Source organism: Bradyrhizobium sp. CCBAU 45321, from assembly GCF_028128975.1.
Taxonomy (GTDB): Bacteria; Pseudomonadota; Alphaproteobacteria; order Rhizobiales; family Xanthobacteraceae; genus Bradyrhizobium; species Bradyrhizobium yuanmingense.
In genome coordinates this window covers 229,340-255,223 of sequence record NZ_LFKZ01000131.1, presented here as the reverse complement: position 1 = coordinate 255,223, position 25,884 = coordinate 229,340, and the positions used below count along the sequence as shown (strand labels likewise).

Annotated in this window: 26 protein-coding genes; 13 read left to right on the top strand and 13 right to left on the bottom strand. The window is 64.8% G+C overall.

The window, feature by feature from the left end; translation table 11 throughout:
- Positions 1-60 precede the first annotated feature (60 nt).
- On the top strand, positions 61-1,833 hold the full coding sequence (gene aspS / locus ACM43_RS36720) for an aspartate--tRNA ligase (protein ID WP_271546943.1): 1,773 nt from the start codon (positions 61-63) through the stop codon (positions 1,831-1,833).
- A 299-nt stretch (positions 1,834-2,132) separates the two neighbouring features.
- Here aspS and ACM43_RS36715 read toward each other — a convergent pair whose 3' ends face one another.
- Positions 2,133-4,106 (bottom strand): hypothetical protein, encoded by a 1,974-nt coding sequence (locus ACM43_RS36715; protein ID WP_271546941.1) that lies wholly within the window; start codon positions 4,104-4,106, stop codon positions 2,133-2,135.
- Between the two features lie 241 nt (positions 4,107-4,347).
- Between ACM43_RS36715 and ACM43_RS36710 the strand changes: the two genes are divergently transcribed.
- A complete protein-coding gene (locus ACM43_RS36710) occupies positions 4,348-6,657 on the top strand; it encodes an NADP-dependent malic enzyme (protein ID WP_271546939.1) in 2,310 nt (769 codons plus the stop codon).
- 269 nt (positions 6,658-6,926) lie between these two features.
- Positions 6,927-7,379 carry a DoxX family membrane protein gene (locus tag ACM43_RS36705; protein WP_036000486.1) on the top strand — a complete coding sequence of 151 codons (453 nt, stop codon included), beginning with the start codon at positions 6,927-6,929 and terminating at the stop codon, positions 7,377-7,379.
- Between the two features lie 3 nt (positions 7,380-7,382).
- On the opposite strand, the gene ACM43_RS36700 is transcribed toward ACM43_RS36705, so the two are convergent.
- The 5 genes from ACM43_RS36700 to ACM43_RS36680 form a co-directional block, all read right to left on the bottom strand.
- Entirely contained in the window at positions 7,383-8,498 is a 1,116-nt protein-coding gene (locus ACM43_RS36700) for a helix-turn-helix domain-containing protein (protein ID WP_271546936.1), read from the bottom strand.
- Between the two features lie 291 nt (positions 8,499-8,789).
- Positions 8,790-9,341, bottom strand: a complete 552-nt coding sequence (locus ACM43_RS36695; RefSeq protein ID WP_193760255.1) for a dihydrofolate reductase — start codon at positions 9,339-9,341, stop codon at positions 8,790-8,792.
- Between the two features lie 9 nt (positions 9,342-9,350).
- Positions 9,351-10,373 (bottom strand): polysaccharide deacetylase family protein, encoded by a 1,023-nt coding sequence (locus ACM43_RS36690; RefSeq protein WP_271546933.1) that lies wholly within the window; start codon positions 10,371-10,373, stop codon positions 9,351-9,353.
- A gap of 166 nt (positions 10,374-10,539) precedes the next feature.
- Complete coding sequence (locus tag ACM43_RS36685) at positions 10,540-11,109, bottom strand: glutathione peroxidase (RefSeq protein ID WP_157284626.1); 570 nt, start codon at positions 11,107-11,109, stop codon at positions 10,540-10,542.
- Between the two features lie 89 nt (positions 11,110-11,198).
- The gene (locus ACM43_RS36680) at positions 11,199-12,722 is read right to left on the bottom strand and encodes a L,D-transpeptidase family protein (RefSeq protein WP_271546931.1); all 1,524 of its coding nucleotides are present in this window, start codon (positions 12,720-12,722) and stop codon (positions 11,199-11,201) included.
- A 209-nt stretch (positions 12,723-12,931) separates the two neighbouring features.
- Here ACM43_RS36680 and ACM43_RS36675 point away from each other — a divergent pair, with 209 nt between their 5' ends.
- A complete protein-coding gene (locus ACM43_RS36675; protein WP_036000425.1) occupies positions 12,932-13,480 on the top strand; it encodes a CreA family protein in 549 nt (182 codons plus the stop codon).
- A gap of 12 nt (positions 13,481-13,492) precedes the next feature.
- Here ACM43_RS36675 and ACM43_RS36670 read toward each other — a convergent pair whose 3' ends face one another.
- On the bottom strand, positions 13,493-13,702 hold the full coding sequence (locus ACM43_RS36670) for a hypothetical protein (protein WP_333919955.1): 210 nt from the start codon (positions 13,700-13,702) through the stop codon (positions 13,493-13,495).
- A 414-nt stretch (positions 13,703-14,116) separates the two neighbouring features.
- On the opposite strand from ACM43_RS36670, the gene ACM43_RS36665 reads away from it, so the two are divergent.
- Positions 14,117-14,281, top strand: a complete 165-nt coding sequence (locus tag ACM43_RS36665; RefSeq protein WP_271546926.1) for a hypothetical protein — start codon at positions 14,117-14,119, stop codon at positions 14,279-14,281.
- Positions 14,282-14,314: 33 nt separating this feature from the next.
- The gene (locus ACM43_RS36660) at positions 14,315-14,677 is read left to right on the top strand and encodes a hypothetical protein (RefSeq protein ID WP_271546924.1); all 363 of its coding nucleotides are present in this window, start codon (positions 14,315-14,317) and stop codon (positions 14,675-14,677) included.
- A gap of 12 nt (positions 14,678-14,689) precedes the next feature.
- Here the strand turns inward: ACM43_RS36660 and ACM43_RS36655 are convergent, their stop codons facing one another.
- Complete coding sequence (locus tag ACM43_RS36655; protein WP_157284631.1) at positions 14,690-14,935, bottom strand: DUF6719 family protein; 246 nt, start codon at positions 14,933-14,935, stop codon at positions 14,690-14,692.
- A 67-nt stretch (positions 14,936-15,002) separates the two neighbouring features.
- Entirely contained in the window at positions 15,003-16,469 is a 1,467-nt protein-coding gene (gene pdxR / locus ACM43_RS36650; protein ID WP_271546921.1) for a MocR-like pyridoxine biosynthesis transcription factor PdxR, read from the bottom strand.
- 74 nt (positions 16,470-16,543) lie between these two features.
- On the opposite strand from pdxR, the gene ACM43_RS36645 reads away from it, so the two are divergent.
- From ACM43_RS36645 to ACM43_RS36615, 7 genes are all read left to right on the top strand, one after another.
- Entirely contained in the window at positions 16,544-17,269 is a 726-nt protein-coding gene (locus ACM43_RS36645; protein ID WP_271546919.1) for a pyridoxamine 5'-phosphate oxidase family protein, read from the top strand.
- Positions 17,270-17,323: 54 nt separating this feature from the next.
- The gene (locus ACM43_RS36640; RefSeq protein ID WP_271546917.1) at positions 17,324-18,601 is read left to right on the top strand and encodes an ArgE/DapE family deacylase; all 1,278 of its coding nucleotides are present in this window, start codon (positions 17,324-17,326) and stop codon (positions 18,599-18,601) included.
- Between the two features lie 339 nt (positions 18,602-18,940).
- Positions 18,941-19,753 carry an alpha/beta hydrolase gene (locus tag ACM43_RS36635; RefSeq protein ID WP_271546915.1) on the top strand — a complete coding sequence of 271 codons (813 nt, stop codon included), beginning with the start codon at positions 18,941-18,943 and terminating at the stop codon, positions 19,751-19,753.
- A gap of 31 nt (positions 19,754-19,784) precedes the next feature.
- Positions 19,785-20,624: a tryptophan 2,3-dioxygenase gene (gene kynA / locus ACM43_RS36630; RefSeq protein ID WP_036033884.1), complete on the top strand. Its 840-nt coding sequence runs from the start codon at positions 19,785-19,787 to the stop codon at positions 20,622-20,624.
- A gap of 8 nt (positions 20,625-20,632) precedes the next feature.
- The gene (gene kynU / locus ACM43_RS36625; RefSeq protein WP_271546911.1) at positions 20,633-21,835 is read left to right on the top strand and encodes a kynureninase; all 1,203 of its coding nucleotides are present in this window, start codon (positions 20,633-20,635) and stop codon (positions 21,833-21,835) included.
- A gap of 100 nt (positions 21,836-21,935) precedes the next feature.
- A complete protein-coding gene (locus tag ACM43_RS36620; protein WP_036000401.1) occupies positions 21,936-22,334 on the top strand; it encodes a PaaI family thioesterase in 399 nt (132 codons plus the stop codon).
- A 152-nt stretch (positions 22,335-22,486) separates the two neighbouring features.
- Positions 22,487-23,092, top strand: coding sequence for a GNAT family N-acetyltransferase (locus ACM43_RS36615; RefSeq protein WP_271546908.1), 606 nt, complete (start codon positions 22,487-22,489; stop codon positions 23,090-23,092).
- A gap of 79 nt (positions 23,093-23,171) precedes the next feature.
- On the opposite strand, the gene ACM43_RS36610 is transcribed toward ACM43_RS36615, so the two are convergent.
- The 4 genes from ACM43_RS36610 to ACM43_RS36595 all read right to left on the bottom strand — a co-directional run bounded on the left by ACM43_RS36610 (position 23,172) and on the right by ACM43_RS36595 (position 25,818).
- The gene (locus tag ACM43_RS36610; protein WP_128261949.1) at positions 23,172-23,471 is read right to left on the bottom strand and encodes a hypothetical protein; all 300 of its coding nucleotides are present in this window, start codon (positions 23,469-23,471) and stop codon (positions 23,172-23,174) included.
- A 95-nt stretch (positions 23,472-23,566) separates the two neighbouring features.
- The gene (locus tag ACM43_RS36605; RefSeq protein WP_271546905.1) at positions 23,567-24,253 is read right to left on the bottom strand and encodes a DUF2161 domain-containing phosphodiesterase; all 687 of its coding nucleotides are present in this window, start codon (positions 24,251-24,253) and stop codon (positions 23,567-23,569) included.
- A 101-nt stretch (positions 24,254-24,354) separates the two neighbouring features.
- A complete protein-coding gene (locus ACM43_RS36600; RefSeq protein WP_271546904.1) occupies positions 24,355-25,035 on the bottom strand; it encodes an SDR family oxidoreductase in 681 nt (226 codons plus the stop codon).
- Positions 25,036-25,059: 24 nt separating this feature from the next.
- The gene (locus ACM43_RS36595; RefSeq protein WP_271546902.1) at positions 25,060-25,818 is read right to left on the bottom strand and encodes a tyrosine-protein phosphatase; all 759 of its coding nucleotides are present in this window, start codon (positions 25,816-25,818) and stop codon (positions 25,060-25,062) included.
- Between the last annotated feature and the right edge of the window lie 66 nt (positions 25,819-25,884).

The window sequence follows — 25,884 nt, the reverse complement described above, 5'->3', positions numbered from 1 at the left end:
CGGACCGGCCATCACGGGCCGTTCGATTCGCTTCCTTCAGACATTGATTTTGGGACGACCATGCATCGCTACCGGTCACACACATGCGGCGCGCTCCGCGAGAGCAACATCGGCGAGACCATCCGCCTCTCCGGCTGGGTCCATCGCGTCCGCGACCATGGCGGCGTGCTGTTCATCGACCTGCGCGACCATTACGGCCTGACCCAGTGCGTGGTCGATCCGGACTCGGCGGCGTTCTCGCTGGCCGAAAAGCTGCGCTCGGAATTCGTGGTCAAGATGGACGGCAAGGTCCGCCGCCGCCCCGATGGCACCGACAATGACGACCTGCCGACCGGCAAGGTCGAGGTCTACATCAGCGAGATCGAGGTGCTGGGCCCTGCCGGCGACCTGCCGCTGCCGGTGTTCGGCGACCAGGAATATCCCGAGGACATTAGGCTCAAATATCGCTTCTTGGACCTGCGTCGCGAAAAACTGCACCAGAACATCATGACGCGCGTCGAGATCATCAAGTCGATGCGCCGGCGCATGGAGGGGCAGGGCTTCTTCGAGTTCAACACGCCGATCCTGACCGCGTCCTCGCCGGAAGGCGCGCGCGACTTCCTCGTCCCGTCGCGCATCCATCCGGGAAAATTCTACGCGCTGCCGCAGGCGCCGCAGCAGTATAAGCAGCTGCTGATGATGAGCGGCTTCGACCGCTACTTCCAGATCGCGCCCTGCTTCCGCGACGAGGACCCGCGCGCCGACCGTCTGCCCGGCGAGTTCTACCAGCTCGACGTCGAGATGAGCTTTGTGACTCAGGAAGACGTCTTCGCGGCGATGGAGCCCGTCATCACCGGCGTGTTCGAGGAATTTGCCAAGGGCAAGCCCGTGACGAAAGGCTGGCGCCGGATTCCGTTCGCCGAGGCGTTGCGCAAGTACGGCAGCGACAAGCCGGACCTGCGCAACCCCATCGAGATGCAGGACGTCTCCGAGCATTTCCGCGGGAGCGGCTTCAAGGTGTTCGCGCGCATGCTCGAAGATCCCAAGAACCAGGTCTGGGCGATCCCGGCGCCTGGCGGCGGCAGCCGCGCTTTCTGCGACCGCATGAACTCGTGGGCGCAAGGCGAGGGCCAGCCCGGCCTCGGCTACATCATGTGGCGCGAGGGCGGCGAGGGCGCAGGTCCCCTCGCGAACAACATCGGGCCTGAGCGCACTGCCGCGATCCGCGCGCAGCTGGGCGTCAAGGAAGGCGATGCCGCCTTCTTCGTCGCCGGTGATCCCGACAAGTTCTGGAAGTTCTCAGGTCTTGCCCGCAACAAGGTCGGCGAGGAATTGAATCTCACCGACAAGGAACGGTTCGAGCTCGCCTGGATCGTCGACTTCCCGATGTACGAGTACAACGAGGACGACAAGAAGGTCGACTTCTCGCACAACCCGTTCTCGATGCCGCAAGGCGGGCTCGAGGCGCTGAAGTCGCAGGATCCGCTGACCATCAAGGCGTTCCAGTACGACATCACCTGTAACGGCTACGAGATCGCCTCGGGCGGCATCCGCAACCACGTGCCGGAAGCCATGGTGAAGGCGTTCGAGATCGCAGGTTACGGCGAGCAGGAAGTGGTCGACCGCTTCGGCGGCATGTACCGCGCCTTCCAGTACGGCGCGCCGCCGCATGGCGGTATGGCCGCCGGCGTCGACCGCATCGTGATGCTGCTCTGTGGCACCACGAATCTGCGCGAGATCTCGCTGTTCCCGATGAACCAGCAGGCCATGGATCTCCTGATGGGCGCTCCGTCGGAAGCCACGACGAAGCAGCTCCGCGAGTTGCATGTGCGGGTCAACCTGCCGCAGAAGTGAGTGGCTCTTCGCCTCTCCCCGCTTGGGGGAGAGCATAGGCCGCCTTCAGCGGCCGTTCTAAAGAGACGCCGAAGCGTAGCTTCGGCTATGTCGCATCGAAGATGCGATCCGGGTGAGGGGACTCTCCGCGAGGCGATCTGGCTGATATTGGACCGGCTCTCTCAAAGCCGTCATTGCGAGCGAAGCGAAGCAATCCAGATTCTTTCCGCGGAGGGACTCTGGATTGCTTCGCTTCGCTCGCAATGACGGGGAGGGATTTTGGCCAGGCAGCTGCCGTCCCTTTTCGCAGCATAATAGTCCTACAGCCCCGTCGAGGCCTCGATCCTGAACTGCGCCAGCGCGATGATCGGTTCCTGGTCGAGGACATCCATCAGCTGAAGTACCGGCAGATTGCCGAGCGGTGTCAGCCTGATGCTCAGCGTTTGCCCCGAGGTCTCGACGAAGCCGGCGAGTGCATCGACCGCGACCTTGGCATCGAGATTGGAGGCCGCGACCTTCTCGCCCTGGGCCCGGATCATCGCGACGATGGCGCTCCGCGCCGCATCGCGGCTGACATTCTGCATGCGCGCGAACTGGGCTACGACCAGATCGACCACGCCGCGGTCGCGCAAGGAGAGCTCGATTGCGCCGGTCTCGACCTGCGCCAGTTGACCCATGGCCTCGGACGGGTCCATCGTGGTGAAGAGGTCGCGCGGCACCTTGGCGAGGGCCACGCTCAGCTGCGCCCTGGCGAGGTTGCCGAGATCGAGCGTGGCGGGGGCGAGCGCGAATGCGCCCGACGATTCCGTCCAGGCCGCACCGAGATCGAGGTCGATCGCGAGCTTGTCCACGCCTGCCACGATCAGCGGCTGCAGCGCCGGATTGGCGGGATCGGTCGGCGTGACCATCTTCACGAACAGATTTGCCTTGCTGGGGATCGATCCCACCAGCTGGCCCCAGTTCAGGCGGATCGTGTCGACGGTGATGGGCTGCCGCGCGGTGTTGTGGGGCGCCGCCACGCCCTTGATCTCGGCGCCTTCGAGCACGCGGAACAGGCCCAGCATCTCTTCGGGCGGGGGCGGCTGGCCGTGCCTGCTCATGCCGGCGGCCCATCGCATCAGGTTTGCCGCGCTGAACGATTTCAGCGCGAAGCGCTCCATCTTGAACGGCCCTTTCGGAGACGGCGCGTCGACGCCTTCGATCGCAAATTCGCCGTCCTGGTATCTGACCGCCTTGATGCTGACCGTTCCTTGCGGAAGGCCCATCGACGCCTTGCCGATCTCGATCCGACCAATGCGAAGACCCTCATAGTATTCGGCGAGCTTCTCCATCATCTCGCGCGATTGCGCGGCGGTCGCGACCACCGACCGGTCGGTCGGCAAGAGCGCCACGATCTCGGCCGGCCGGAATTTGGAGGGCTGCACCGCGATGTCCTCGAAACTGATCCCGTCGATCTCCATCCGCATGCCCTGACTGGATTTGAGCACATAGCGGCCCGCCGAGATCTGCCGGTAGATGCGGTGATAGCTGTCGTCGCCGGCCTTCAGCGGGGCGAGCGCCGCGGCAATTGCGGTCGTGTCGAAATCGTTGACGATGATGTTGGAGAGGTCGCCGGTCAGCTTGTCCGGTTTGCCCGTCTGCGGCACGGCGATGGTGAAGACGGCGCGATCGGCCTTCATCGCCTCCAGCTTGCCGCGCTTGAGATTCTGGATCGCCAGCCCGGAATAAGTGATTTCGCCGCTTCCAGCGGCGCTGCCGCTCGCGTCGAAGGTCATCGTCAGCGTCGGAGCCGCGACTGATGATGCCGTGATGCTCGCGTATTGTTCGAGCACATAACGATAAATGTCGAACAAGGTACCGCCCGCAGGTGGATTGCCGCCGCGGAGGGGGCCGGCATAGTCCCGCAGAGTGAGCTGCGGGATCTTGTAGGATGCCTTCAGCTTCGCGGCGCCGACTTGGTCCAGGGCGACTTCGAAGCCGCCGATGTCGATACTGTCGGCCGAGAAGCTGGCATCGTCGATCAGGCGAACGCCGGTGCCCTTGATGCCGGCGATCTTGACCTGCGCTTGCGGCTGGCCGGCTGGTATGATTGCAATGTCCTCGATCGTCAGCGTCCGGGTCGCGAGCTCGAACGTGATCTTGCCATGGCTCGCCTTGCCGCCGCCTGCGCGGAGACGCTCGAACGCCGCCTCGACCTCGCTGGTCGCCCGATGCTGGACATAGAGGTTGAAGCCGAACCACCCTCCCGCAGCGAGCGCGGCAGCCACGATCAGGCCGATCAGGATTCGCTTCATTCCCAGCTCCAGTTGCTCGTTTCGCACCGCGCAACCTGCCATATTCGCGAAACGCCGCGCGGTCCAGAGAAAGCTATGGTTTCAAATATTTGACGGCGCGCCCTGTTGACGGGGATGCAATCGGATGTTGCCACCGGGCCTTCGGCCGTGCTTCATCCCGTTTCCATGACCCGGAAATACGGTCCGCTTGGGCCGTCGAATCGTGCATTTTTGAGGCCGGTAACGCGAGGCGAGACACCGCATGTCGTCCTATTCTGATGATCTCCACCAGGCGGCGCTTGCCTACCACCGTCTGCCGCGCCCTGGAAAGCTCGAGATCCAGGCAAGCAAGCCGCTTGCCAACCAGCGCGACCTCGCGCTGGCCTATTCGCCGGGCGTCGCCGCGGCCTGCACCGAGATCGCCAAGAACCCGGCCGAGGCGGCCACGCTCACCACGCGCGCCAACCTGGTTGCCGTGGTCTCCAACGGCACCGCGGTGCTCGGCCTAGGCAATATCGGTCCGCTGGCTTCCAAGCCGGTGATGGAAGGCAAGGCGGTCCTGTTCAAGAAATTCGCCGGCATCGACGTGTTCGACATCGAGATCGCCGCCGACACCATCGACCGTGTGGTCGAGACCGTGGCCGCGCTGGAGCCGACCTTCGGCGGCATCAATCTGGAGGACATCCGCGGACCGGAATGCTTCGAGATCGAAGCGCGCTTGAAGGAGCGCATGAAGATTCCGGTCTTCCACGACGACCAGCACGGCACTGCGATCATCGTCGCCGCCGCCATCACCAATGGTCTGAGGCTGAACGGCAAGAAGCTGTCCGAGGTCAAGATCGTCGCGTCGGGGGCAGGGGCCGCGGCGATTGCGACACTCAATCTCCTGGTCTCGATGGGCGCGCAGCGCAAGAACATCTGGGTCTGCGACATCGACGGCCTCGTGCACGAGGGCCGCAACACCTCGATGGACCGCTGGAAGGCGGTCTATGCGCAGAAGACCGACAAGCGCACGCTCGCCGACGTGATCGGCGGCGCCGACATCTTCATCGGACTCTCGGCACCCGGCGTGCTCAAGCCGGAGATGGCCAAGGCGATGGGCGACAAGCCCCTGATCATGGCGCTCGCCAATCCGGTGCCGGAAATCATGCCGGAAGAGGCGCGCAAGGCGCGCCCCGACGCCATGATCTGCACCGGCCGTTCCGACTACCCGAACCAAGTCAACAACGTCCTCTGTTTTCCCTTCATCTTCCGTGGGGCGCTCGACGTCGGCGCCACCGCGATCAACGAGGAGATGAAGCAGGCCGCCGTCGAGGCCATCGCGCAGCTCGCGCGCGAGGCGCCGTCGGATGCCGTCGCGCAGGGTTTCGACACCGGCGAGACGCAGGGCTTCGGTCCGGGCTCGCTGATCCCGAGCCCCTTTGATCCCAGGTTGATCTTGCGCATCGCGCCGGCCGTGGCGAAGGCGGCGATGGAATCGGGCGTCGCAACGCGCCCCATCACCAATTTCGACGAATACACCGCGCTGCTCGAGCGCTTCGCCTTCCGCTCCGGCCTCGTCATGAAGCCGATGTTCGCCAAGGCCAAGACCCAGCCGGTGCGCGTGATCTATGCCGAAGGCGAGGACGAGCGCGTGCTGCGCGCCACGCAAGTCGTGCTGGAGGAAAAGCTGGCTCGGCCGATCCTGGTCGGCCGTCCGTCGGTCGTGGAGGCGCGCATCAAGCGCTTCGGCCTCTCGATCCGGGCCGGCAAGGATTTCGACCTCGTCAATCCCGAGGACGATCCGCGCTACCGTTCCTACGTGCAGTCCTATGTCGAGGTCGCCGGTCGCCGCGGCGTGACGCCGGATGCGGCTCGCACCGTGGTGCGCACCAACAATACGGTGATCGCCGCGCTCGCGGTCACGCGCGGGGAGGCGGACGCCATGCTCTGCGGCGTCGAGGGCCGCTACATGAGCCATCTGCGCCATGTCCGCGAGATCATCGGATTCTCGCCGGGGATCAGCGACTATGCGGCGCTGGCGCTATTGATCACCAGCAAGGGCGCCTTCTTCATCGCCGACACGCAGGTTCGCCCCAATCCGAGCGCGGAGGAGCTCGCCGAGATCGCATCGCTCGCCGCGGTCCACGTCCAGCGCTTCAACATCAAGCCGAAGATCGCCTTCATCTCGCACTCGGATTTCGGCAGTTACGACACCGATTCCTCACGCAAGATGCGGCTGGCGACCCAGCTTCTGAAGGATAGGCATCCGGAGATCGAGGCCGACGGCGAAATGCAGGGCGACACCGCACTCTCCGCAGCTGCGCGAAGGATGGTGCTGCCGCATTCCAAGCTGGAGGGCGAGGCCAACATCCTGATCATGCCGACCCTGGATACCGCCAACGTCGCCTATCAGATGATCAAGTCGCTGGCGGACGCGCTGCCCGTCGGCCCGATCCTGGTCGGCCCGGCGCGGCCCGCGCATATCCTCACCCCCTCGGTGACGGCACGCGGCATCCTCAACATGACCGCAGTCGCCGTGGTGGAAGCGCAGGAACGCGCCTCGCGGCAGCAGCCGACGTTGTTTACGTAAGGCCTCAACGTCCCTCGAAGTCGTCATGCCCGGGCTTGTCCCGGGCATCCACGTTCTTTGTGCGGTGGGACAGCTCGTGGATGGCCGGGTCAAGCCCGGCCATGACGCCGAGAGAGTAGTACTCAGCTCATCCCAGCTGGTTCGATTCCGCTAGGGAGCGCCAACTTTGAATTCCTATCAGTTCGCCATTTCCCCGTTTGTAAACTGGCGCACGACTCTCCATAATCTCTTCAAGCGTTCTGCGCTCCGAGCTTGCCAAGAGGCCGATCATGCCAGCGTTCGTGACTTTCGGGCGAATCCTGTTCGCCGTGCTGTTCATCTACACGGGCGCGACCAAGCTGTTTGCCATCCAGGCCACCGCCGACGTCATCGCAACCAAGCTCGTGGTGCCCGATGTCGTCGCGCCTTATGCCCAGCAGGTCGAGACGGCGACCGCCATGACCACGCCGCAGCTCTTGGCGATCGCGATCGGGGGGCTCGAGATCATCGCAGGGCTGATGATCGCGCTGAATTTCGGCGCGCGTTTCTTCGCGATGCTGCTGATCGTTTACGTCGCCGTCGCGACCGTCCTGTTCTACGATTTCTGGAACATGGCGGCGCCCGACAACGCCAAGATGCTGGTCGACGCGCTCAAGAACCTCTCGATCATCGGCGCGCTCTGCATGATCATCGGCTATGGCCGCACCACGCGCCCGGCCGAGGCGGCCTACGGCGACGTCTAGCGGTCACTCCGCTCTCGGCGGCGCGATCTCGCGCATCCAGCGGGAAATCGTCGCGCTGCTCGCTCCATCGCTGCCGCGCTGTCGGCCGAGCAGGGCGGCCTCCCGTGCGGCGCGGGGCGTGATGCCGTAGGAGGCCTTGAACGAGCGCGTGAAGTGCGCGTCGGTGCCGAGCTGCCAGCGCCGTGCCACCTCGCTGATCCGGGGGCCCCGCGCGCCCGAATTGGCGAGGTCGAAGAAGGCGCGGTGCAGCCGGCGGCTGCGGATGTAGTCGGCGATGCCGCCGACCGGCGCGAACAGCCGGTACAGCGAGGCCCGGGACAGGCCGAAATGGGCGGCGATCGAATTGGCCGACAGATCCTCGCTGGCAAGGCCAGCCTCGATGTATTGGCGGATCCGCATCAAGGACGGGCTTGCCGCGACGCTATGGTCGGCATCGGCCTCGCCACGTTCGATTTCGTTGCGAAGGCACGCGGCCAGCAGCGACACCGTGCCCTCGACCACGGATTGGCATTCGTCGAGGCCCATGCGCGGGGCAAATTCGAACAGGGCGGTGAGATGCCCCGCCAGCAATCGTGCGATCACGCTGCTGCCCGGCAGGACCAGGCCGTGCAGATCGTCGACCCGCAAGAGATGGGCGGCGAACATCGGGCGCGGCACCACCAGCGTGACATTCTCGAATGCCGTCGCCTTGGTCTCCAGCGTCTGGGCGAGATCGAACAGGCAGATGTCGCCGGCGCGCACGCGCATCGGCCGTGTGCCGGCAACGCCGTCATAGCCGCCCTTCAGATAGAGCTGCAGGATGATGTGGTCGACGCCGCTGCGCGCGATCGTTTCGGCCGTCCGGCGGAAGCGCTGGCCGCTGGCACGGCTCAGCCCGATCAGCACCGGTCCCATGGCGTAGGAGCTGAGGTCGGCGCGAAACGGGCCCGGTTCGCCGGCGGCGAGCTCGTCCACCTCGAACAGCGTGGCGACGGCTTCCCGCCACGCTGCGATGTTTGCCTCCGTCTCCATCTGATCGGCGCTGAAGCCGAATGCCGGCAGCAGGGACGATATAGGGGCGACATCGTCATTCAATCCGGAAGCGTCCGTCGGACTAGTCGTCGTGCAGTCGTCGCTCATTCTGGCCGTGGGTTAGTTTTTGCTCTTTTGTCTCAGTCTATTGATGCGGTGTGTCGCAGCCGCCCGCTCGTATTGACGCCGCGCCTCGGACGTTGGCTATAGCGCCACGACCGCCGTCGGGGCCGATTTTCGGGTCTCGGCAAATATGCTAGCCGGCTTTGCGCTGGCCGGCGGCGGGACCAATTTTAGCACGGCACACCAGAAATATGCGGAACGGTATGATGTTGCCGGTACTGTGCATGGGGTTGTTTTTCCAGTTTGAGTCGGAGCGCCGCCGGCACTGCCGGCAGGCTACCCCCGCCGCCACGGGGTCACGGTCACTTCATGCGCCGCGTCGAGGAGGTAGGGCGCACCCGGCCTCATCCCGTGGGCAGCCAGCACCTCGTGAGGCGTCCGCTGGGGTACGCCGACGAAGCAGCCTTCACCGCCGGGCAGCCGCACATGCGGAGCCTCAGACAGCCAGAACGTGTCGTAGCGGTCCATGAACAGGTCGAACACGACCGGTCCGCCGATGACGGCGACCATGCCGGATGCGACGTCGGCGAAGGCGCAGGCTTCCTCGAAGCTCGCATGCTCAGGATTCCACAGCGTCGCGTTCGGCATCTCCGGATCGACGGTGAGGTCCCTGATTTTGCGGGTTAGGATCAGCCGCTTCCGCCTGGCCGAATTCGGCTGCTGCTCGTGCGAGTTGCGGCCGTGCACGATCAGCGCGGCGCGATCGAGCGCCTGCTCGAAGAACCGCTTGTCGCCTTCGAATTTCAACGTCTCAGGCATGATGTGCGACGGATCGGCGAGCATGCCGTCCGCGGAGACGATGACGTAGCCTTCGATACGGAAAGACAATTGCGACGGCTATTCGGAAACGGTGGTCACCACCGAATTGACCGGGCGCTGGCTCACCGTCGGCAGCTTGAGATCCTTGAGCAGCTCCTGGTCGTACTCCGGCAGCGTCGAGGCCGGGAACTTGGCGCGCATCGCTACCACCTTGTAGCCGCCGGCCTTCAGCCGCTTAAGCAGCTCGGGCAGGGCCTCCGCGGTGTGCTTCTGGAAGTCGTGCATCAGGATGATGCCCTTGCCCTTGGAGTCGAGCTTCTTCATCACGGTCTCGACGATCTTCTCGGGCTTGGAAGCCTTGAAGTCGAACGAGTCGATGTCGCAGGAGAAGCTCGCGACATTGCGGTTGCCGAGATAGGTGACCATCTCCGGCGGATGCTGCAGCGCCGGGAAGCGGAAGAACGGCGCGGGCGAGATGCCGCCGAGCGCCCACTTCACCGCCGCAAAGCCTTTCTCGATCTCGTCCTTGCGCTGCGCTTCGTTGAGCTTCTTGTTGTTGAGGTTCGCGTGCGACCAGGTGTGGGCGCCGATGGTGTGGCCGGCTGCGTAGACCTGCTTGAGGATCTCCGGCTCGTACGTCGCGTGCTTGCCGATGATGAAGAAGATTCCGGTGGTGCATTCGTCCGCGAGCGCCTTCAGCACCGCGGGCGTGTTGCGCGGCCAGGGGCCGTCGTCGAAGGTCAGCACGACCTCCTTGTCACGCAGGAAGTCGAGCTCCTTGAAGTGCTCGAAGCCGAAGCCGGGACCGCCCGTGGTGTCGATCTCGACGGTGCGGGCGACGCCGAGCGCGCCCGGTGTGTTGCAGGCCGCGCGGGCCGGCTGCGGCGGCTGTTTCGGCGGGGGCGGATTGACGAAGCCCGCCGGCGCCGCGGCCGCTGCTGCAGGCGCTGGAGCTGCAGGGGACGTTGCAGCCGCTGGTGTTGCCGCCGGCGCGGCTTGCGGTGCGGCCGCGGGCTTCGCGGCCGGCGTCTGCGACCATGCGGCGCCGGTCAGCGCCACCGACATCGCACCTGCTAAAATCAGTCCTGCCGCCACGCGCATGGTGATGTCCCTCGAGATTGATCCCGTTGTTCCGCCGTGGCTTTTCGCCTGCGGCAAAAACCGTCCTGCCCAAAACAATCCTAGCCTAGATGGTGGGCCGTCGCCATTGCAACGGCTGTTTGATGCCGCGCCGCAATTGTGCCCAGCCGGATGGCGTGCACCTGGATCAAGTGTCGGACAAGGCCCTTGCAATGGCGGTCTTGATCCGCGTGTCGGCCGGCTCGACGGCGGATGGAAATACCTCGGCGATATAGCCGTCGCGGCCGATCAGGTATTTGTGGAAGTTCCAGCGCGGAACTTCCTTCGGTCGGGCCTCCGCGGCCCATTTGTAGAAGGGATGCGCCCTCGCACCGACCACCGCAGCCTTGGCTGTGATCGGGAAGGTAACGCCATATTGGTGGTGTGCGGTCTGCGTGATCTCGCTGCCGCCACCGGGCTCCTGGCCACCGAAATCGTTGGACGGCACGCCGATCACGGTGAGCCCGCGCCCGCGAAACTCGTTCCAGATCTCCTGCAGGCCGGCATATTGCGGCGTGTAGCCACAGAGCGAGGCCGTGTTCACCACCAGCAGCGGTTTGCCGGTGAACGTGGCGAGGCGGATGTCGTCGCCTGACAATGCGGGGAAGGAGAAGGCGTAGGCCGAGATCCGGCTCATGGCGCCATCAGCGAGGGCGCGCGTGACAGGCGCGAACGCGCCCACAAGCGCGACGCTCAGCACGGTTCTGCGATTCATCATGACGGCGTCCCCCGAGATGATCCGAGGGCAGATTACTCCGCCACTGCGGCCTCGCGCGTCAACACCGCGTTATCGGTCCTGCGAGAGAGCTAGTACAGGCGGACGATGAAGTCGGTGCCTTCGCCGGTCTCGCCCTGGTTGATGCCCTGGTCGGAGACGATGATCGAGCCGCCTGACGTCAGCATCTCGTTGATCTTCGCCATGGTCTCAGTGGGGACCGAGATGCGGTTGAGGGCTTCGGCCGGGCTGTCCGGCGTCACCACCGGTTTTGCGGCGACGGGGATCACGGCGGCACCGCGCTGGCGGCGCGCCACGCGGCTGTCGTCCTCGCGCGCCGCGGAACGGGCGGACACGGGCAGCGACACCACCGACCAGCGCAGCGTGTTGGCATCGGCTTTGTCGAGCTCGGCGGTGAAGACATGCGTGCCGAGCGGCCGGTCGCTCGCGGCGATCGTGACAGGCACCTCGAACAGCGGCGCAAAATTCTGCCGCACATAGAGCTTGGAATCCTTGCGGCTGATGAAGACGGCAATCTGGCCGGCCCGCTTGGGTGTGTCCGGCTTTGCCGCCGGCGCAGGATCGGTGAGGCGGCCCTCGTCCTTCTTTGCATCGGGTGCGGTGGCGAGCGCCGGCGCATCGGGTGCCTTCGCGGCTTCGGTTTTGACCGGCTCGACTTTGTCGGCGGGCTTGTTCTCGTTCGCCGGCTTGGCGGCGTCTTCGGACGCAGGCTTGGCCGCTTCGGCCGTCTTGACCTCGCCGGCCGTCGCGGCGGCTTCCTCGCGCGCAGCCGCTTGGCCGGTGGTAACGTCCGACAACACGGCGTGGCCTACCGAGGTGCGCAGCTCGACCACGCTGTCGGCGCTGGCCGTCTTGGTCTCGACCGGGCTGGCTTCGGTCGTGCCTTTATCGGCCTTGTCAGCGACATTGGTCTGCGGCGCGAGGCTGGCGACGGGCTGCGGCGGCACGCGCATCGAGGCAAGCGCGGGATGGGAGAAGCTTTGCGGCGACACCTGGCCCGGCGCCACGATCACGCGCGCGCCCATCCTGGTCCAGTTCCACATCTTCATCGCGAACGCCATGGGCATGCGGATGCAGCCATGCGAGGCCGGATAGCCCGGCAGCGCGCCAGCATGCATCGCGACGCCGGACCAGGTGATCCGCTGCATGTACGGCATCGGCGCGCCGCTATAGAGGTTGGAACGGTGGAATTTGTGCTTCTGGATGATGCTGAACACGCCCATCGGCGTCGAGTGGCCCTTCATGCCCGTCGACACCGGTGATTCCGCGAACACACCGGCTTTGTCGTAGACCGTCACCTTCTGCCGCTCGATCGAGACGACAATGACGAGCGGCCCTTGCGGCTTGGTGCCGGCTTCCTTCTCGACGACGACGTCCTTCTTGCTTGCGGCGCCGCGCTTTTGCGGCTTCTGGCGCGGTATTTCGGGAAGCCGGTTCGGCCGGGCGTAGTAGGGCCGGTCGGAATAGTCCGTCCAGTAATAAAATGCTGCGTTCGCCTCGCTGGTCGCGCCGATCGCACCCGCCGCCGTCAAAATGGCGACCTGCCACAGCCGTGCAGGCTTGGCAGAAGAACCCCACCCGTTCACGCTGTTCATGTTCGAATCCATAATCCAAATCAGACGTTAGTCTCGCAAAGGGGATACGCGTTCACCAGCAGCGCGGTTCTGTCATCAGCTACTTTTGTCCAAGGCGTAGCAAAAAAGCCTCACGGAGCGGTAAACGGCGGCCGCGTCCGCTCCCTCCGCCGCCTTCCTGAGCGCCGCTTGCGTTCCTACATTGCGGGGACTTGTTAGCGGAGAACTTCATGTCATCTCGTTTCCCCGGTCTTTCGAGCATCCGTCTGAAGGGCCTCGCTTTATTCCTCCTGGCTCTGACTGCGCCAATGGCGTCGGCATCTGCGGCCGACGAACCTGATCTGATCTTCCGCCGCTCTACCGTGTTCAAATGGATGAGCCCGAACGACAAGCTCGCGACCTATGGTCTCGACGATCCCGAAGTCGAAGGCGTCGCCTGTCATTTCACGGTGCCGGAGAAGGGCGGCTTCAAAGGCTGGCTCGGCCTTGCCGAGGAGGTCTCGGATATCTCGCTGGCCTGCCGCCAGGTCGGTCCGGTTAAGTTCAAGCACAAGATGGAGCAGGGCGACGACATGTTCCGCCAGCGCCGGTCCCTGTTCTTCAAAAAGATGCAGATCGTGCGCGGCTGCGACGCCAAGCGCAACGTGCTGGTCTACATGGTTTATTCAGACAAGCTGATTGAAGGCTCGCCCAAGAACTCGACGTCGACCGTGCCGATCATGCCGTGGGGACCGGCGGACGCAAACGTCCAGAAGTGCGGCGAGTTCTTCACGCAATGAGGCGCTCCGCGTTCACTCCTGCGACGCGCTCGCGGTCACCCGGTGGCGATCGCGCGGCCTCGCAAGGCGCGATCCGGTCAGCCGCACGAATGTCTGCGGCGCGGCCTCGAAGCCGCGGCTCGATTGCAGCGCCATTGCGCCGGTGCTGCCGCGAATGATCGGTTGATCTGCGCGCTCCGTCGGTGGATTTTCATCGCGCGGCGTTGCGCGATTTCCCGCCATCATGGCCATCCCTCACGTGAATGCGCCCGATGATCCGGGCGTCTCGGTTTCGATGGCTTGGGTCGTTGTTGAACCAATTCCGGTTCGACAGGATCCAGCCTTCTTTTGCCGCCCTTTCAGCAGAAAAACGTAAAATGCATGTGAAGCGCGCGCGGCGGCCGCGTGACGACGCTTGGGCGGGTGCATGTCCGGGCCGGCGCCGGAACTTGGCAGGCGACTATGGCCTGCCGCGAGACCTGTCTGAAATAATTGGCATTTTCCGAGAATTGTTTCGTCGCCGCGGCCAGAACGAAACAATTCTCACGAAGACGAAACCATTTTCAGCGTTTCGCGCATCACGCGCGAAACCGCCCATGGTTATCAGGCTCATAACGACGACGGCGCACCGCCGGCCACCGAATTGGGACACAGATCATGCGCGCGCTCAGCTTCATCCTGGCTTTCGGTTTCGTGCTCGCCGGCTCCTCGTTGGCGGGTGTGCCCGACGGCAATCTCCCTGGAGTCGGAACTTTCCAGTACAGCGGCTCGCCCGTTGCGGTTCCGGCCGCTCAGCCGATCATGGTTGCCGCGCGCTTCTGACCGCCCACAACAAAACAGCCGGCAAAGCCTATCATGTTGCTTCGTCTCTGCGCCGCAGCGTTCGTGTCCCTTCTGACCATCAGCTCCGTTCAGGCGCAGGTCCGCTCACCGTCCAGGCTACCCGATCCGCGTGGCGAGTTCGTGCGCCAGTGTGCGCCGCGCATGCTCGGGCGATGGGAGCATCCGGAAGCGGTCTGCGGCTGCCTGCACGATCACGCCGCCGCGGCCGTCGAGGATCGCGATCTGCGCGAAGCGCTGCTGCGCGGCATCAGCGAGACCGGCGTGCCCACCATCGAGACCGATTGGCTACCGGCCTCCAAGCACAGCGAGATCGGCCCGACCTTCACGAAGATCGCCAAACCGACCCTCCAGTGCATGTTCGATCCGGCGAAGTAGCTTCCCGGATCCTTACTTCGTTTTCGGTCCGTGCCGCGGCACGCAGGAGCTCGTGCGCGAGACTCCTTTGTCGGTCATCTTCGCGCCGCGCACTTCCCTGAGCTGACCGGCGGGGCAGGTTCCGTCATCCACGAGCACGCGCTGGCCGAGCTTCAGATCGCCGATGTCCTGCTCGCGTCCGACTGTGGCAGCGCGTGCCGTCGAGACAAGTGCGATGGAGATCAGCAGCGAGAGGCAGGTCGTGTGGCGCAGCAGCATGATGTGAGGTCCCGGAATCGATGCCGCAATCTAGGGAGCGGCGGGCGATTCTGATAGTGAAGCTTCGTCAGGCCCGGCGGGCCGGTTTTCCTTTTGCGGCCAAGGCTGCGCGCGATTCCCTCGCGAGACGTTCGGCGGAGGCCACGAGCTGCGGCACGGGATGTCCAGAAAATCCCAGCACGAAGCCGGGCAGGGGACGCCCGCGCGAATAGGTGTCGGCCAATAGCCAGCCTTCGGCGTCGGCCGCTTGCTTGGCATGCGCCGCCACCGCCGGATCGACGGCAGGATCGAATCGGGCGACAAGATGCAGGCCTTGTGAGGGCACCGGCACCGAAAGCGCGCCACCGGATGCGATTTCCAGCCTCTCGGCGAGCACGTCGCGCGCCTCGCGATAGAGTTTCCGCACGCGCTTCAGATTCGCCGCGAAGGCGCCGGAATTGAGCATGTCCGCCACCGCGCCCTCCATCAGCGTGCCGGGAAAGCGGTCGAGCGCCGCCCGCGCCGTCGTCACGTCCGCGATCAGGCGTTCGGGCAGCGCGCAATAGCCGATGCGCAAGCCCGGAAACAGCGTCTTGGCAAAGGTGCCGAGATAGATCACGCGCTGGAGGCGATCGATGCCGGCGAGTGACATCAGCGGCGCGCCGTCATAGCGGAACTCGCTGTCGTAATCGTCCTCGAGCACGAATGCGCCGGCCTGTTTGGCCCAGTCCAGAAGCTCGAGTCGTCGCGGCATCGACATCTGCACGCCAAGCGGAAACTGGTGCGACGGCGTAACGTAGGCCGCGCGCGCGGACGGCGCCGCGATGCGGCCTTTGGCGACGCGCATCCCGTGCTCGTCCACCGGGACGGGCACGGCGCGATAACCGCAATGGGCGATGGTTTTTCGCGCGGCGGGATAGCCCGGGTCCTCGCACCAGACCTGGTCGCTGGATTTCAGGATCGCGCTCAGCACGATGCGCAGCGCGTGCAGCGTGCCCGAGGTCAGCATGATCTGGTCGGGATCGCAACGCAGCCCCCGCGCCGACAACAGATGGTCGGCGATCGCCACGCGCAGCTCGCGGCTGCCGCGAGGGTCGCCGTAATGCAGGTGCTCGGTTCCGAATGCGCGCATGCGGCGGCCGACGAAAGCGCGAAAGCGCTGCACGGCGCGTTCGTCGATATGGGTGCAGCCAAGCGCAAACGCGCCTTGCTTTGGAGCTTCGAGAACGACCTTCGGCTTGTTCGGCTCGGCCGCGCGCTGGGGGATACGCGCCGCGACGAACGTTCCGGAGCCGACCGTTGCGTCGGCAAAGCCGTCGGCGATCAGGCGCTCATAGGCGGTGACGACGGCGTTGCGGCGGAAGCCGGTCTGCCTCGCCAGCGTCCGCGACGGCGGCAGCGGCTCGCCCGGCCTGACCAGGCCGGAGACGATCATCTCGCAGAGCGCCTGATAGAGCCGGTGCGCGGCGGAAGCGCCGGCCGTGACGTGAGGGCCGGTGAGATCGAGCGGAAGCTCGGGCTTGGTTCGGGAGGAATTGGTCGGAATTTTTTGCATGGAATTGGAACTATCGCAGACCAAATGCGCCGCTACAACTGCTCCGGATTTCTTCCATCCGAGCAGGAGCGGCCGTGAGCCAGACCGAGACCTCGAATTCCTATCCGACATCGGCACGCAACCAGGTGAAGCGCCGGCACGACCGCGGCTTCTATGATCACGACACGGTTCACCGCATCCTGGATTCCTCGATGCTGTGCCACGTCTCCTACGCAATCGACGGCCAGCCCTATTGCACGCCGACCTTCTTCTGGCGCGAGGGCACCAGGCTGTATTGGCACGGATCGAGCGCCAGCCGCATGCTACGCAACCAGAGCAAGGGCGAGCGCGTCTGCCTGACGGTCGCCCATCTCGACAGCCTCGTGCTGGCACGCTGCGGCTTCAACCATTCCGCCGACTACCGCGCCGTGATGGCGTTCGGCACGGCCTATCTCGTCACCAACCCTGATGAGAAGGAGCGGGCGGTGATCGCGATGGTCAATCGCTTCTTCCCGGATCGCACCGCCGGCCTGCGACAGAGCACCACGCAGGAAATCAAGGCGACGTCCTTCATCGCAATGGAAATCGAGGAAGCCTCGGCCAAGATCCGCGCCAAGGGCGTCGCCGACGACGACGAGGACTATGCGCTGCCGATCTATGCGGAGCGCATTCCGGTCCGCACCGTGCTCGGCGCCCCCGAACCGTGCCCACGCCTGCTCGATGGTGTGAGTCGGCCTGCGACTCTGAACGGCTATTCCGAAGGCCGGCTGCTCGAAGATGCATTGCGGGATGCATATTTTCTGGAGTACCCGAACGGCTGAAATCGGCTAGTTTGCGCGCTCCCTGGGACCATTGGAATGTCTGGAGTCGCCCGAATGAATGCCGAAACGCAGCAGCGGATTCTTGACGCCGTCGACAGCGGCTTCGAGGCTCAGCTTGCAACCACCCGCGATTTCGTCGCGATCCCTTCGACCCGCGGGGCGGAGGGACCATGCCAGGACATGATCGGCGATCTCCTGCGCGAACGCGGCTACGAGGTCGACGACTGGCATATCGACGTCGAGGATTTGAAGGATCTGCGCGGCTTCGGTCCGATCGAGCACGACTTCTCGAAGGCGCGATCCGTGGTGGGAACTTACCGTCCGAGAACCAATGGCGGCAAGTCGCTGATCCTGCAAGGGCACTGCGATGTGGTGCCGGCCGGTCCGCTAGAATTGTGGGAAACGCCGCCATTCGCGCCGGTCATCAAGGACGGCAAGATGTTCGGCCGCGGTGCCTGCGACATGAAGTCCGGGACGATCGGTGCGCTCTATGCGCTGGACGCGATCAAGGCCGCGGGCTTCAGGCCGACGGCGCGGATCCATTTCCAATCGGTGATCGAGGAGGAGAGCACCGGTGTCGGCGCACTCTCGACGCTGCAACGCGGCTATCGCGCGGACGCCTGCTTCATTCCGGAGCCGACCGGCGGCAAGATGGTGCGCTCCCAGGTCGGCGTGATCTGGTTCCGCCTCCGCGTGAAGGGGCATCCGACCCACGTTGCCTTCGCAGGCTCCGGCGCGAACGCGATCATGGCGGCATATCACCTGATCCAGGCGCTGCAAAAGCTCGAGATCGAATGGAACGAGCGGGCCAAGGCCGACCGTCACTTCAAGACGCTCGACCATCCCGTCAACTTCAACGCCGGCATCATCAAGGGCGGTGACTGGGCCTCGAGCGTGCCGGCCTGGTGCGATGTCGACTGCCGGATTGCGGTGTTGCCGGGCTGGTCGATCGCCGATCACCAGAAGGAGATCATGGCTTGCGTCGCCGCCGCTTCGCGAAACCACCGCTTCCTCGCCAACAATCCGCCGCAGGTCGAATGGTCCGGCTTCCTGTCGGAAGGCTATGAGCTGACCAACGCCGCGGAGCCTGAGGCTGCGTTCGGAAAGGCCTTCAACAGCGTCTATGGCGGCACGCCAGAGGACCTCGTCTTCACGGCACTGACCGACACGCGCTTCTACGGCCTCAACCACGGCATCCCGAGTCTGTGTTTTGGTGCCAGCGGAGGCGAGATGCACGGCTTCAACGAGTTCGTCGACCTGGAGTCATTGAAGAAGGCGACCAAGGCGATGGCGCTGTTCATCGCGGAATGGTGCGGCGTGGAGAAGGCGTAGGCCTCTTCGCCGTCATTGCGAGGAGCCCTTGCGACGAAGCAATCCAGGCTGTTGCCGCGGAGACAGACTGGATTGCTTCGCTGCGCTCGCAATGACGGATGATAGTCCTGTAGAATCGGCAAAGGCGCACTTGCGCCGTGCCCACCACCTTTCTCTCAGATGAACCAGGATGGTGGGGCACGCTCCGCTTTGCCCACCCTACGACACCTCGGCTCGTAGCGGTCGGTGCCCAATCCACCGGCTCCCTCAAATCCTTTAAGCTTAAAAGAAAGACTAGGATGCCGCCCTGACCGGTGGCAGACTGGCGTTCGTTCGTCGGACGAGTCCTCGGGAGCAACGATGCGCGATTGGGATGACGCTTATGCCAATTCGGCCCACATCCCGGGCTCGGACAAGCTGCCGGCGCTGTGGGCGGAGCGGGCGGCGGCCTACCGCGCCGGGATGAGGGAATTTCGCCCCGACATCGCCTACGGCGCCGGCGAGCGCCAGAAGCTCGATCTGATCCTGCCTGACGGCGACAGCAAGGGTCTCGTCGTCTTCGTCCATGGCGGCTACTGGATGCGCTTCGACAAATCGACCTGGACCGATCTCGCCGAAGGTGCGCGGCATCATGGCTGGACGGTGGCGCTGCCGAGCTACACGCTGGCACCGGCTGCCCGCATCTCCGATATCACTGCGGAAATCACTGCCGCGATCGCCAAAGCGGCATCGCTCGTCTCGGGGCCGATCCGGCTCGCCGGCCATTCCGCCGGCGGCCATCTCGTCACGCGCATGCTGTGCGACGACAGCCGGCTCGAGTCCGCCGTCTACAACCGCATCGCCGGTACGCTCTCGATCAGCGGCCTGCACGACTTGCGTCCGCTCCTGAAGACGGGGATGAACGAGACGCTGCGAATGACGATGGAGGAGGCGACGCTGGAAAGCGCGGCGCTGCATCTGCCACGAGGGCATTCGCCCGTGACGGCCTGGGTCGGCGGGAGCGAGCGGCCCGAATTCATCCGCCAGTCCGATCTGATGGCCAATATCTGGACCGGCTTCGACGTGCCGACGCACCTCGTCGTCGAGCCCGGCCTCAACCATTTCACGGTGATCGATGGGCTCAAGGATCCGTCGTCACAGATCACCGCGCGCCTGATCGGCCTCGACGGATGAGGCCAGGGACGATCGATCGAGAGGGCCAGCCATGACGTCCAGCGATTACGATCCCACAAGCGAAGGCGCCGAGACCGATTTCACCCGGCGCATGTCCTACGGTGATTATCTCGCGCTGGACGCGATCCTCGGTGCGCAGCATCCGCTGTCGGAGGCGCATGACGAGATGCTGTTCATCATCCAGCATCAGACCACGGAACTGTGGATGCGGCTCGCCATCCACGAGCTCGCGGCTGCGCGCCGTGCGATCTCACGGGATGAGGTGCAACCCGCGATGAAGATGCTCGCGCGGATGTCGCGCATCTTCGAGCAGCTGAACGGGGCCTGGGACGTGCTGCGCACAATGACGCCGAGCGAGTATACCCGCTTCCGCTCGCAGCTTGGACAATCCTCGGGCTTCCAGTCGCGGCAATACCGGCTGATCGAATTTCTGCTCGGCAACCGCAACCACGCCATGCTGAAGCCGCACGCGCACGATGCGGAGACGATCAAGCTGCTCGAAGCCGAGCTCGCGACGCCGAGCCTCTATGACGAGGTGCTGCGGCTTGCCGACCGCAACGGGCTCAAGATGCCTGCTGCGGTGCTGGCGCGCGACGTTCGCGAAACCCACAGCTTCAACGAAGGCGTGCTGCAGGCCTGGCGGATCGTCTACGAGGCGCCAGAAACCCACTGGATGCTCTACGAACTGGCCGAGAAGCTGGTCGATTTCGAGGACTATTTCCGGCGCTGGCGCTTCAACCACGTCACCACGGTCGAGCGCGTCATCGGCTTCAAGCGTGGTACCGGCGGCACTGGCGGCGTCAGTTATCTCAAGCGCATGCTCGAGGTCGAACTATTTCCCGAGCTCTGGCGCGTGCGTACGATTTTGTAGGGATGTCCATGACCCGGCTTCGCGTTTACGACGATACCAGAGCCTTGTTCCATTTACCTGACGGCGTGATCTATCTCGACGGCAACTCGCTTGGCGCGTTGCCGCTGGGCGTTGCCGAGCGTGTCAACCGCGTGATCACCCAGGAATGGGGCAACGAGCTGATCCGCGCCTGGAATAGTGCAGGCTGGTATGTGCAGCCGCGCCATGTCGGCGACCGCATCGCGCGGTTGATCGGCGCGGATGCAGGCTCCGTGATGGTCGGAGACACGCTGTCGCTCAAGGTCTATCAGGCGCTCGCTGCCGCGCTCGACATGAACGTCTCGCGCAAGGTGATCCTGTCGGATACCGGCAACTTCCCGACTGACCTCTACATGGCCGAGGGCCTGATCGAAACGCTCGGACGCGGCCATCAATTGCGCCTGGTAGCACCGGAGGAGATCGAGACCGCATTGTCGGAGGAGGTCGCGGTGCTCTACATCACCGAGGTCGACTACCGCACCGGCCGCCGCCACGACATGGCGAAGTTGACCGCGAAAGCGCATGCGCTCGGCATCGTCACGGTTTGGGATCTCGCCCATTCCGCCGGCGCGCTGCCGGTCGATCTCGCCGGGAGCGGCGCCGATTTCGCCGCGGGGTGCACCTACAAATATCTCAACGCCGGCCCCGGCGCGCCGGCCTTCCTCTATGTCGCACCGCGCCATGCCGACGGCGCGCGCGCCGCGCTGTCGGGGTGGATGGGCCACGCAAAACCGTTTGCGTTCGAGCTTGCCTATGCGTCCGCGGGCGGCGTCGAGCGCATGCGCGTCGGCACCCCGCCGGTGCTCGCCATGGCGGCGTTGGAGGCCTCGCTCGATATCTGGGACAAGGTCGATATCGCAGAGGTTCGTGCGCGTTCGCTGGCGCTGGGCGATCTCCTGATCGGTGAAGTCGAGCGCCGCTGTCCGCAACTCAAGCTCGTGACGCCGCGCGACCATGAGCGGCGTGGCTCGCAAGTCTCCTTCGCCTTCGCCGGCGGCTACGCCGCGATGCAGGCCCTGATCGCGCGCGGCGTCATCGGTGATTTCCGCGCGCCCGACATCATGCGCTTCGGCCTCACGCCGCTTTATGTTGGAGCGGACGAGATCATGCGCGCGGCGGAGATCATCGAAGAGGTGATTGCCAACGAGATTTGGCGCCGGCCGGAGTACCAGGTCGTGAATGCGGTGACGTGAAGGACGCTTCTCAGATGTCCGGGATGATTACCTCGGACGTCATTGCTTTGCCGAGCGGGGCAATTCACGTTGAGACAACAATGAATTGGGAGGACTTTTGATGACGCCGCTCGAGAAGCTTAAAGCGATGAAGATGCCGTTCGCCGAACTCAAGGGCGTCGAGTTTGTCGAGGCGGAGAAGGACCGCGTGGTGGCGCGGATGACGGTCCGGCCCGAACTCTGCACGCTTCACCACACCATCCACGGCGGGGCCGTGATGGCGCTGGCCGATTCCGTCGGCGCGGCGGCGACCGTGATCAATTTGCCCGAGGATGCCAAGGGGACCACCACGCTGGAGAGCAAGACCAATTTCATCGGCGGGGCCAAGGAGGGGGCCACGGTCATCGCCACCGCCACCCCGGTGCACAGGGGTCGGCGGACCCAGGTCTGGACCACCAGATTGGAAACCGAGGACGGCAAATTGGTTGCGGTTGTGACCCAGACCCAGCTGGTCCTGTGAAACTGCGGGACTTTGATTTTATTAACGAATTGGTCGCTTCGGTGCCCGAAACTTGGGCAGGTCTCCGTCTTGAAAATCATGGTGCGATGCACAATATAGGAGGCCTAGGGATTCGAACGCCTCCTCGAGGGAACACCAAGAGGAGTTCTGACGTGGTACTTGAAGACGCCGTCCGTACCGTTCCCGGCTATGTACGGACCCTGATCCAGCAGGAAGAATTGCCGCTCCTGCGCGATCACCTGCTGAGGCTTGATGCCGGCAGCCGGCATGACCGTTTCAACGGCTTTCTCGACGACAGCTTCATCGAGCGCTATGCCGCCCGCTGTGCCGAGGACGGCACCGTGATCGTTGCCTATATCGTCGATGGCGTGGTGCGCGGCGCGGCCGAGCTGCACCCGCCGGAGGACGGTTCCTTGCCGGAGGTCGCCTTTAGCGTGGAAGCCTCAGCGCGCCGCCAGGGCGTCGGCACCGTGCTGTTCCGCCGCCTGATCGCAGAGGCCCGCTGGAAGGACTACAAACAGCTGCGCATCACCACGGGCGCGGACAATCATGCGATGCGGGCGCTCGCCAGGAAGTTCGGGGCCCATCTGGCTTTCCGCCACGGTGAATCGACCGGCACGATCGACCTCGCCAAGACGCCCGAGGCCGAGCTTGCCGATCTCGCGGCCTCGCCGTTCACGGCTGGGCGCGCGCTCCTCAGCTTCAACAGCACGTGCTGGAAGCTGATCTCGAGCATGTACGGCAATCGCGCCGCATAACCGGGAATTGCGGACAGGAATCACAAAGCGGACCGGCCAGGCCGGTCCGCTTTCGTGTTCGGTGCGATGAAAGGAATGCTCAGCTGCGCGTGCCGGCGCCGAAGCGGCGGACGACGCGGCGTTCGACCACGACGGAGCGCTGCGCGCCCTGTTCGCCGGCGATCACGCGCGTGGCGGTGATGCGGCTGTTGGTGCGGGCCTGCTTCTTCACCTCGGCCTGGACGACGTCGAGCGGCATTCCCATCAAGGCTGCGGCGATCTCGGCCTGCTGCGCCTGGTCGTCGGTGATGCCGACAGCGGCGAAGATCGCCTCGTCCAGGGTCGGGGGATCGTGGCGGACGCGCCGCGTGCCATATTTGGTATTCCAGTCTGCGCTCATAACGGCCTCATCTTGATGCCGGGATACCTAGTGCCGCCAATGTTGCATTGCAATATGAAATCGGTGCGGCATCTCAGCTATGCACCGGTCTGGTGTCACAGCGGTGACGCAGCACCTGCGCCGCCCTCCACCCGTTGCTGAGGCCAACGTTTCAGCGCGGCGTGCCCAGCTTCGGTGAGCCGGTAGATTCCCCGCTCCGTGCGTTCGAACCAGCCATACACATTGTTAAGCAAGATCTTGCCGGCATCGGGGCAGCGTTCGCGCAGCTCGCGCACCGGCTTCGATCCTTCGGCAAGGGCCGACGCGCAGGCCAGCGCCTGCTGGCGATAGGCCGTCATGATCGGTGCGCGGGTGCTGCCGCCGAGCACGGGGTCGCCCTGGCGGCGCTGATGCTCGGCGACGAGGCGCGAGCGGACCTTCGGCTCGCGGCGTGGCGCCGCGGTCGGCGGCTTCACCAGCACTTCGACCTGGCCGCGATCGGTCACGCCGAGCATGCCGAAGCCGAGGCGGCGGCAGAGATTGCGATAGCGCGCGTCGCTCTCGCGTCCCTTGCCGCGCGCGGACATCTTCGCCGCGATCCAGACCTCGTCACCGGCCGGCGCGCGATCGACCGCCTGCAGGATCAGCTCGAGATTGAAGGCAAGCTTGAGCTCGCCGATCACCACGACCGGCGGATCGCCGGCGCTGAGGCCGACGAGATCGCAGCCGCCGATCTCGCCCTTGACCGTGAAGCCGAGCTCTTCGAGGAAGCGTTTGACGGGCAGGTAAAGCGCGGTTTCCAAGGGGGACGTCTCGATCGGAGAATCAGTTGTGGACAGTCTAGAGCGTTCTCGGCCCTGATTGAATCCGGGCCGATGTCTCTAACGTTCCAATCGGAACGCGATTACATCCGTCCACCAACGGGGATCAGGGCGCCCGTGACGCCGCTCGCGGCATCGCTGGCGAGGAACAGGATGACTTCGGCGAGCTCCTGGGGCGTCACCCATTTGGAAAGGTCGGCTTTCGGCATGTCGGCGCGGTTGGCCGCGGTGTCGATGATCGAGGGCAGCACCGCGTTGACGGTAACCTTGCCCTTCCACTCGTTTGCGAGGGCCTCGGTCAGGCGATGCACGCCGGCTTTCGACGCGGCATAGGAGCCCATGCCGCTGCCGGCCTGTAGCGCGCCCATGGCGCCGATGTTGACGATGCGGCCGGCCGTGGACTTGGCAAGGTGCGGCAACGCCGCACGCGAGGCGTTGAGCGCGGTCAGCACGTTCAGCGCATGCATGCGCTGCCACGTCGCGATATCGCCGTCGCCGACGGTCTCGAAGGCAAAGCCGCCGGCGATGTTGATCAATGCGTCGAGCCCGCCGAAATGCTTTGCCGCCGCATCGACGGCCGTTTTCGCCTGCGCTGGGTCGGACAGGTCAACGCCCGCGATGTCGATGTGGTCAGCGCTTGCGGCGGTTTGCGAAGACGCGTGATCGATGCCAGCCACGCGCGCGCCGCGTACCAGCGCCGTTTCCGCGACTACTTGACCGAGCGCGCCGCGTGCGCCCGTCACGATCAAGATTTTGCCTTGCATGATCGTTCTCCCGGCACAGCCGCCCTATGCTTGCAGATAGCGCGCCTTCAGTGCGTCTCGTTCTGCCGTGCCGAGCTTGAGCCCGTCGCGCAAATAGGTTTCGAGATCGCCATATTCGCTGCCGACCGCTTCGAAAGCGGCCGCAAGGTACGAGGCCTCGACGCTGCCGATCGCGTCGAGAACATCGGCGGGCAGATCGGAGACGTTCGACGGGTCGCGCTTGTAGTGCCGGTTGGTCAAGAGATAATCCTCGGCGATGACCTCGTCCGCCACGCCAAGCGCATGCAGGATCAGCGCGCTGGCGAAGCCGGTGCGGTCCTTGCCGGCGGTGCAGTGGATCACGAGCGGTGCGCGATCTTCCAGCAAATGACCGAACAGCGCGCGGAAGCTGTGCGTGTTGTGGCGCACATAATTGCGGTAGGACTCGCGCATGAGCTCGAGCGCGACGGCCGCGGTCAGCGTGCCCTTCGCGAGCTCGGCGCGCAGCCCGGCCACGACGGTCGGCTCGATCGGCAGCGAATGCACCGTGATCTCGTCCACGACGCAGATGCCGGTCGCGCGCTCCTCCAGGCCACGGAAATCGAAGGCGCTGCGCACGCCAAGCGCGCGGACGACCTCGATGTCGGCAGCCGTGAGCTGGCCGAGATGGTTGGAGCGGAAAATATGCCGCCAGCGTGTGGTGCGGCCATCAATGGTCGGGTAGCCGCCGAGGTCGCGGAAATTGCTCGCACCCTGCAGCGCGAGATGGCGGGCAGGGGAGTCCTTCGGGGAGGAGTCTTGCATGGTATCAGCTTGGGCTATGGTTCCACCGGATGCACGTTTGGCGTCCTTGCGGTCTATTACAGGGGG

Coding starts and splice junctions, on each gene's coding strand:
- aspS (WP_271546943.1), top strand. CDS start 61: ATGCATCGCTACCGGTCACACACATGCGGCGCGCTCCGCGAGAGCAAC.
- ACM43_RS36715 (WP_271546941.1), bottom strand. CDS start 4,106: ATGAAGCGAATCCTGATCGGCCTGATCGTGGCTGCCGCGCTCGCTGCG.
- ACM43_RS36710 (WP_271546939.1), top strand. CDS start 4,348: ATGTCGTCCTATTCTGATGATCTCCACCAGGCGGCGCTTGCCTACCAC.
- ACM43_RS36705 (WP_036000486.1), top strand. CDS start 6,927: ATGCCAGCGTTCGTGACTTTCGGGCGAATCCTGTTCGCCGTGCTGTTC.
- ACM43_RS36700 (WP_271546936.1), bottom strand. CDS start 8,498: ATGAGCGACGACTGCACGACGACTAGTCCGACGGACGCTTCCGGATTG.
- ACM43_RS36690 (WP_271546933.1), bottom strand. CDS start 10,373: ATGCGCGTGGCGGCAGGACTGATTTTAGCAGGTGCGATGTCGGTGGCG.
- ACM43_RS36685 (WP_157284626.1), bottom strand. CDS start 11,109: ATGATGAATCGCAGAACCGTGCTGAGCGTCGCGCTTGTGGGCGCGTTC.
- ACM43_RS36680 (WP_271546931.1), bottom strand. CDS start 12,722: ATGAACAGCGTGAACGGGTGGGGTTCTTCTGCCAAGCCTGCACGGCTG.
- ACM43_RS36675 (WP_036000425.1), top strand. CDS start 12,932: ATGTCATCTCGTTTCCCCGGTCTTTCGAGCATCCGTCTGAAGGGCCTC.
- ACM43_RS36670 (WP_333919955.1), bottom strand. CDS start 13,702: ATGGCGGGAAATCGCGCAACGCCGCGCGATGAAAATCCACCGACGGAG.
- ACM43_RS36665 (WP_271546926.1), top strand. CDS start 14,117: ATGCGCGCGCTCAGCTTCATCCTGGCTTTCGGTTTCGTGCTCGCCGGC.
- ACM43_RS36660 (WP_271546924.1), top strand. CDS start 14,315: ATGTTGCTTCGTCTCTGCGCCGCAGCGTTCGTGTCCCTTCTGACCATC.
- ACM43_RS36655 (WP_157284631.1), bottom strand. CDS start 14,935: ATGCTGCTGCGCCACACGACCTGCCTCTCGCTGCTGATCTCCATCGCA.
- pdxR (WP_271546921.1), bottom strand. CDS start 16,469: ATGCAAAAAATTCCGACCAATTCCTCCCGAACCAAGCCCGAGCTTCCG.
- ACM43_RS36640 (WP_271546917.1), top strand. CDS start 17,324: ATGAATGCCGAAACGCAGCAGCGGATTCTTGACGCCGTCGACAGCGGC.
- ACM43_RS36635 (WP_271546915.1), top strand. CDS start 18,941: ATGCGCGATTGGGATGACGCTTATGCCAATTCGGCCCACATCCCGGGC.
- kynA (WP_036033884.1), top strand. CDS start 19,785: ATGACGTCCAGCGATTACGATCCCACAAGCGAAGGCGCCGAGACCGAT.
- kynU (WP_271546911.1), top strand. CDS start 20,633: ATGACCCGGCTTCGCGTTTACGACGATACCAGAGCCTTGTTCCATTTA.
- ACM43_RS36620 (WP_036000401.1), top strand. CDS start 21,936: ATGACGCCGCTCGAGAAGCTTAAAGCGATGAAGATGCCGTTCGCCGAA.
- ACM43_RS36610 (WP_128261949.1), bottom strand. CDS start 23,471: ATGAGCGCAGACTGGAATACCAAATATGGCACGCGGCGCGTCCGCCAC.
- ACM43_RS36600 (WP_271546904.1), bottom strand. CDS start 25,035: ATGCAAGGCAAAATCTTGATCGTGACGGGCGCACGCGGCGCGCTCGGT.
- ACM43_RS36595 (WP_271546902.1), bottom strand. CDS start 25,818: ATGCAAGACTCCTCCCCGAAGGACTCCCCTGCCCGCCATCTCGCGCTG.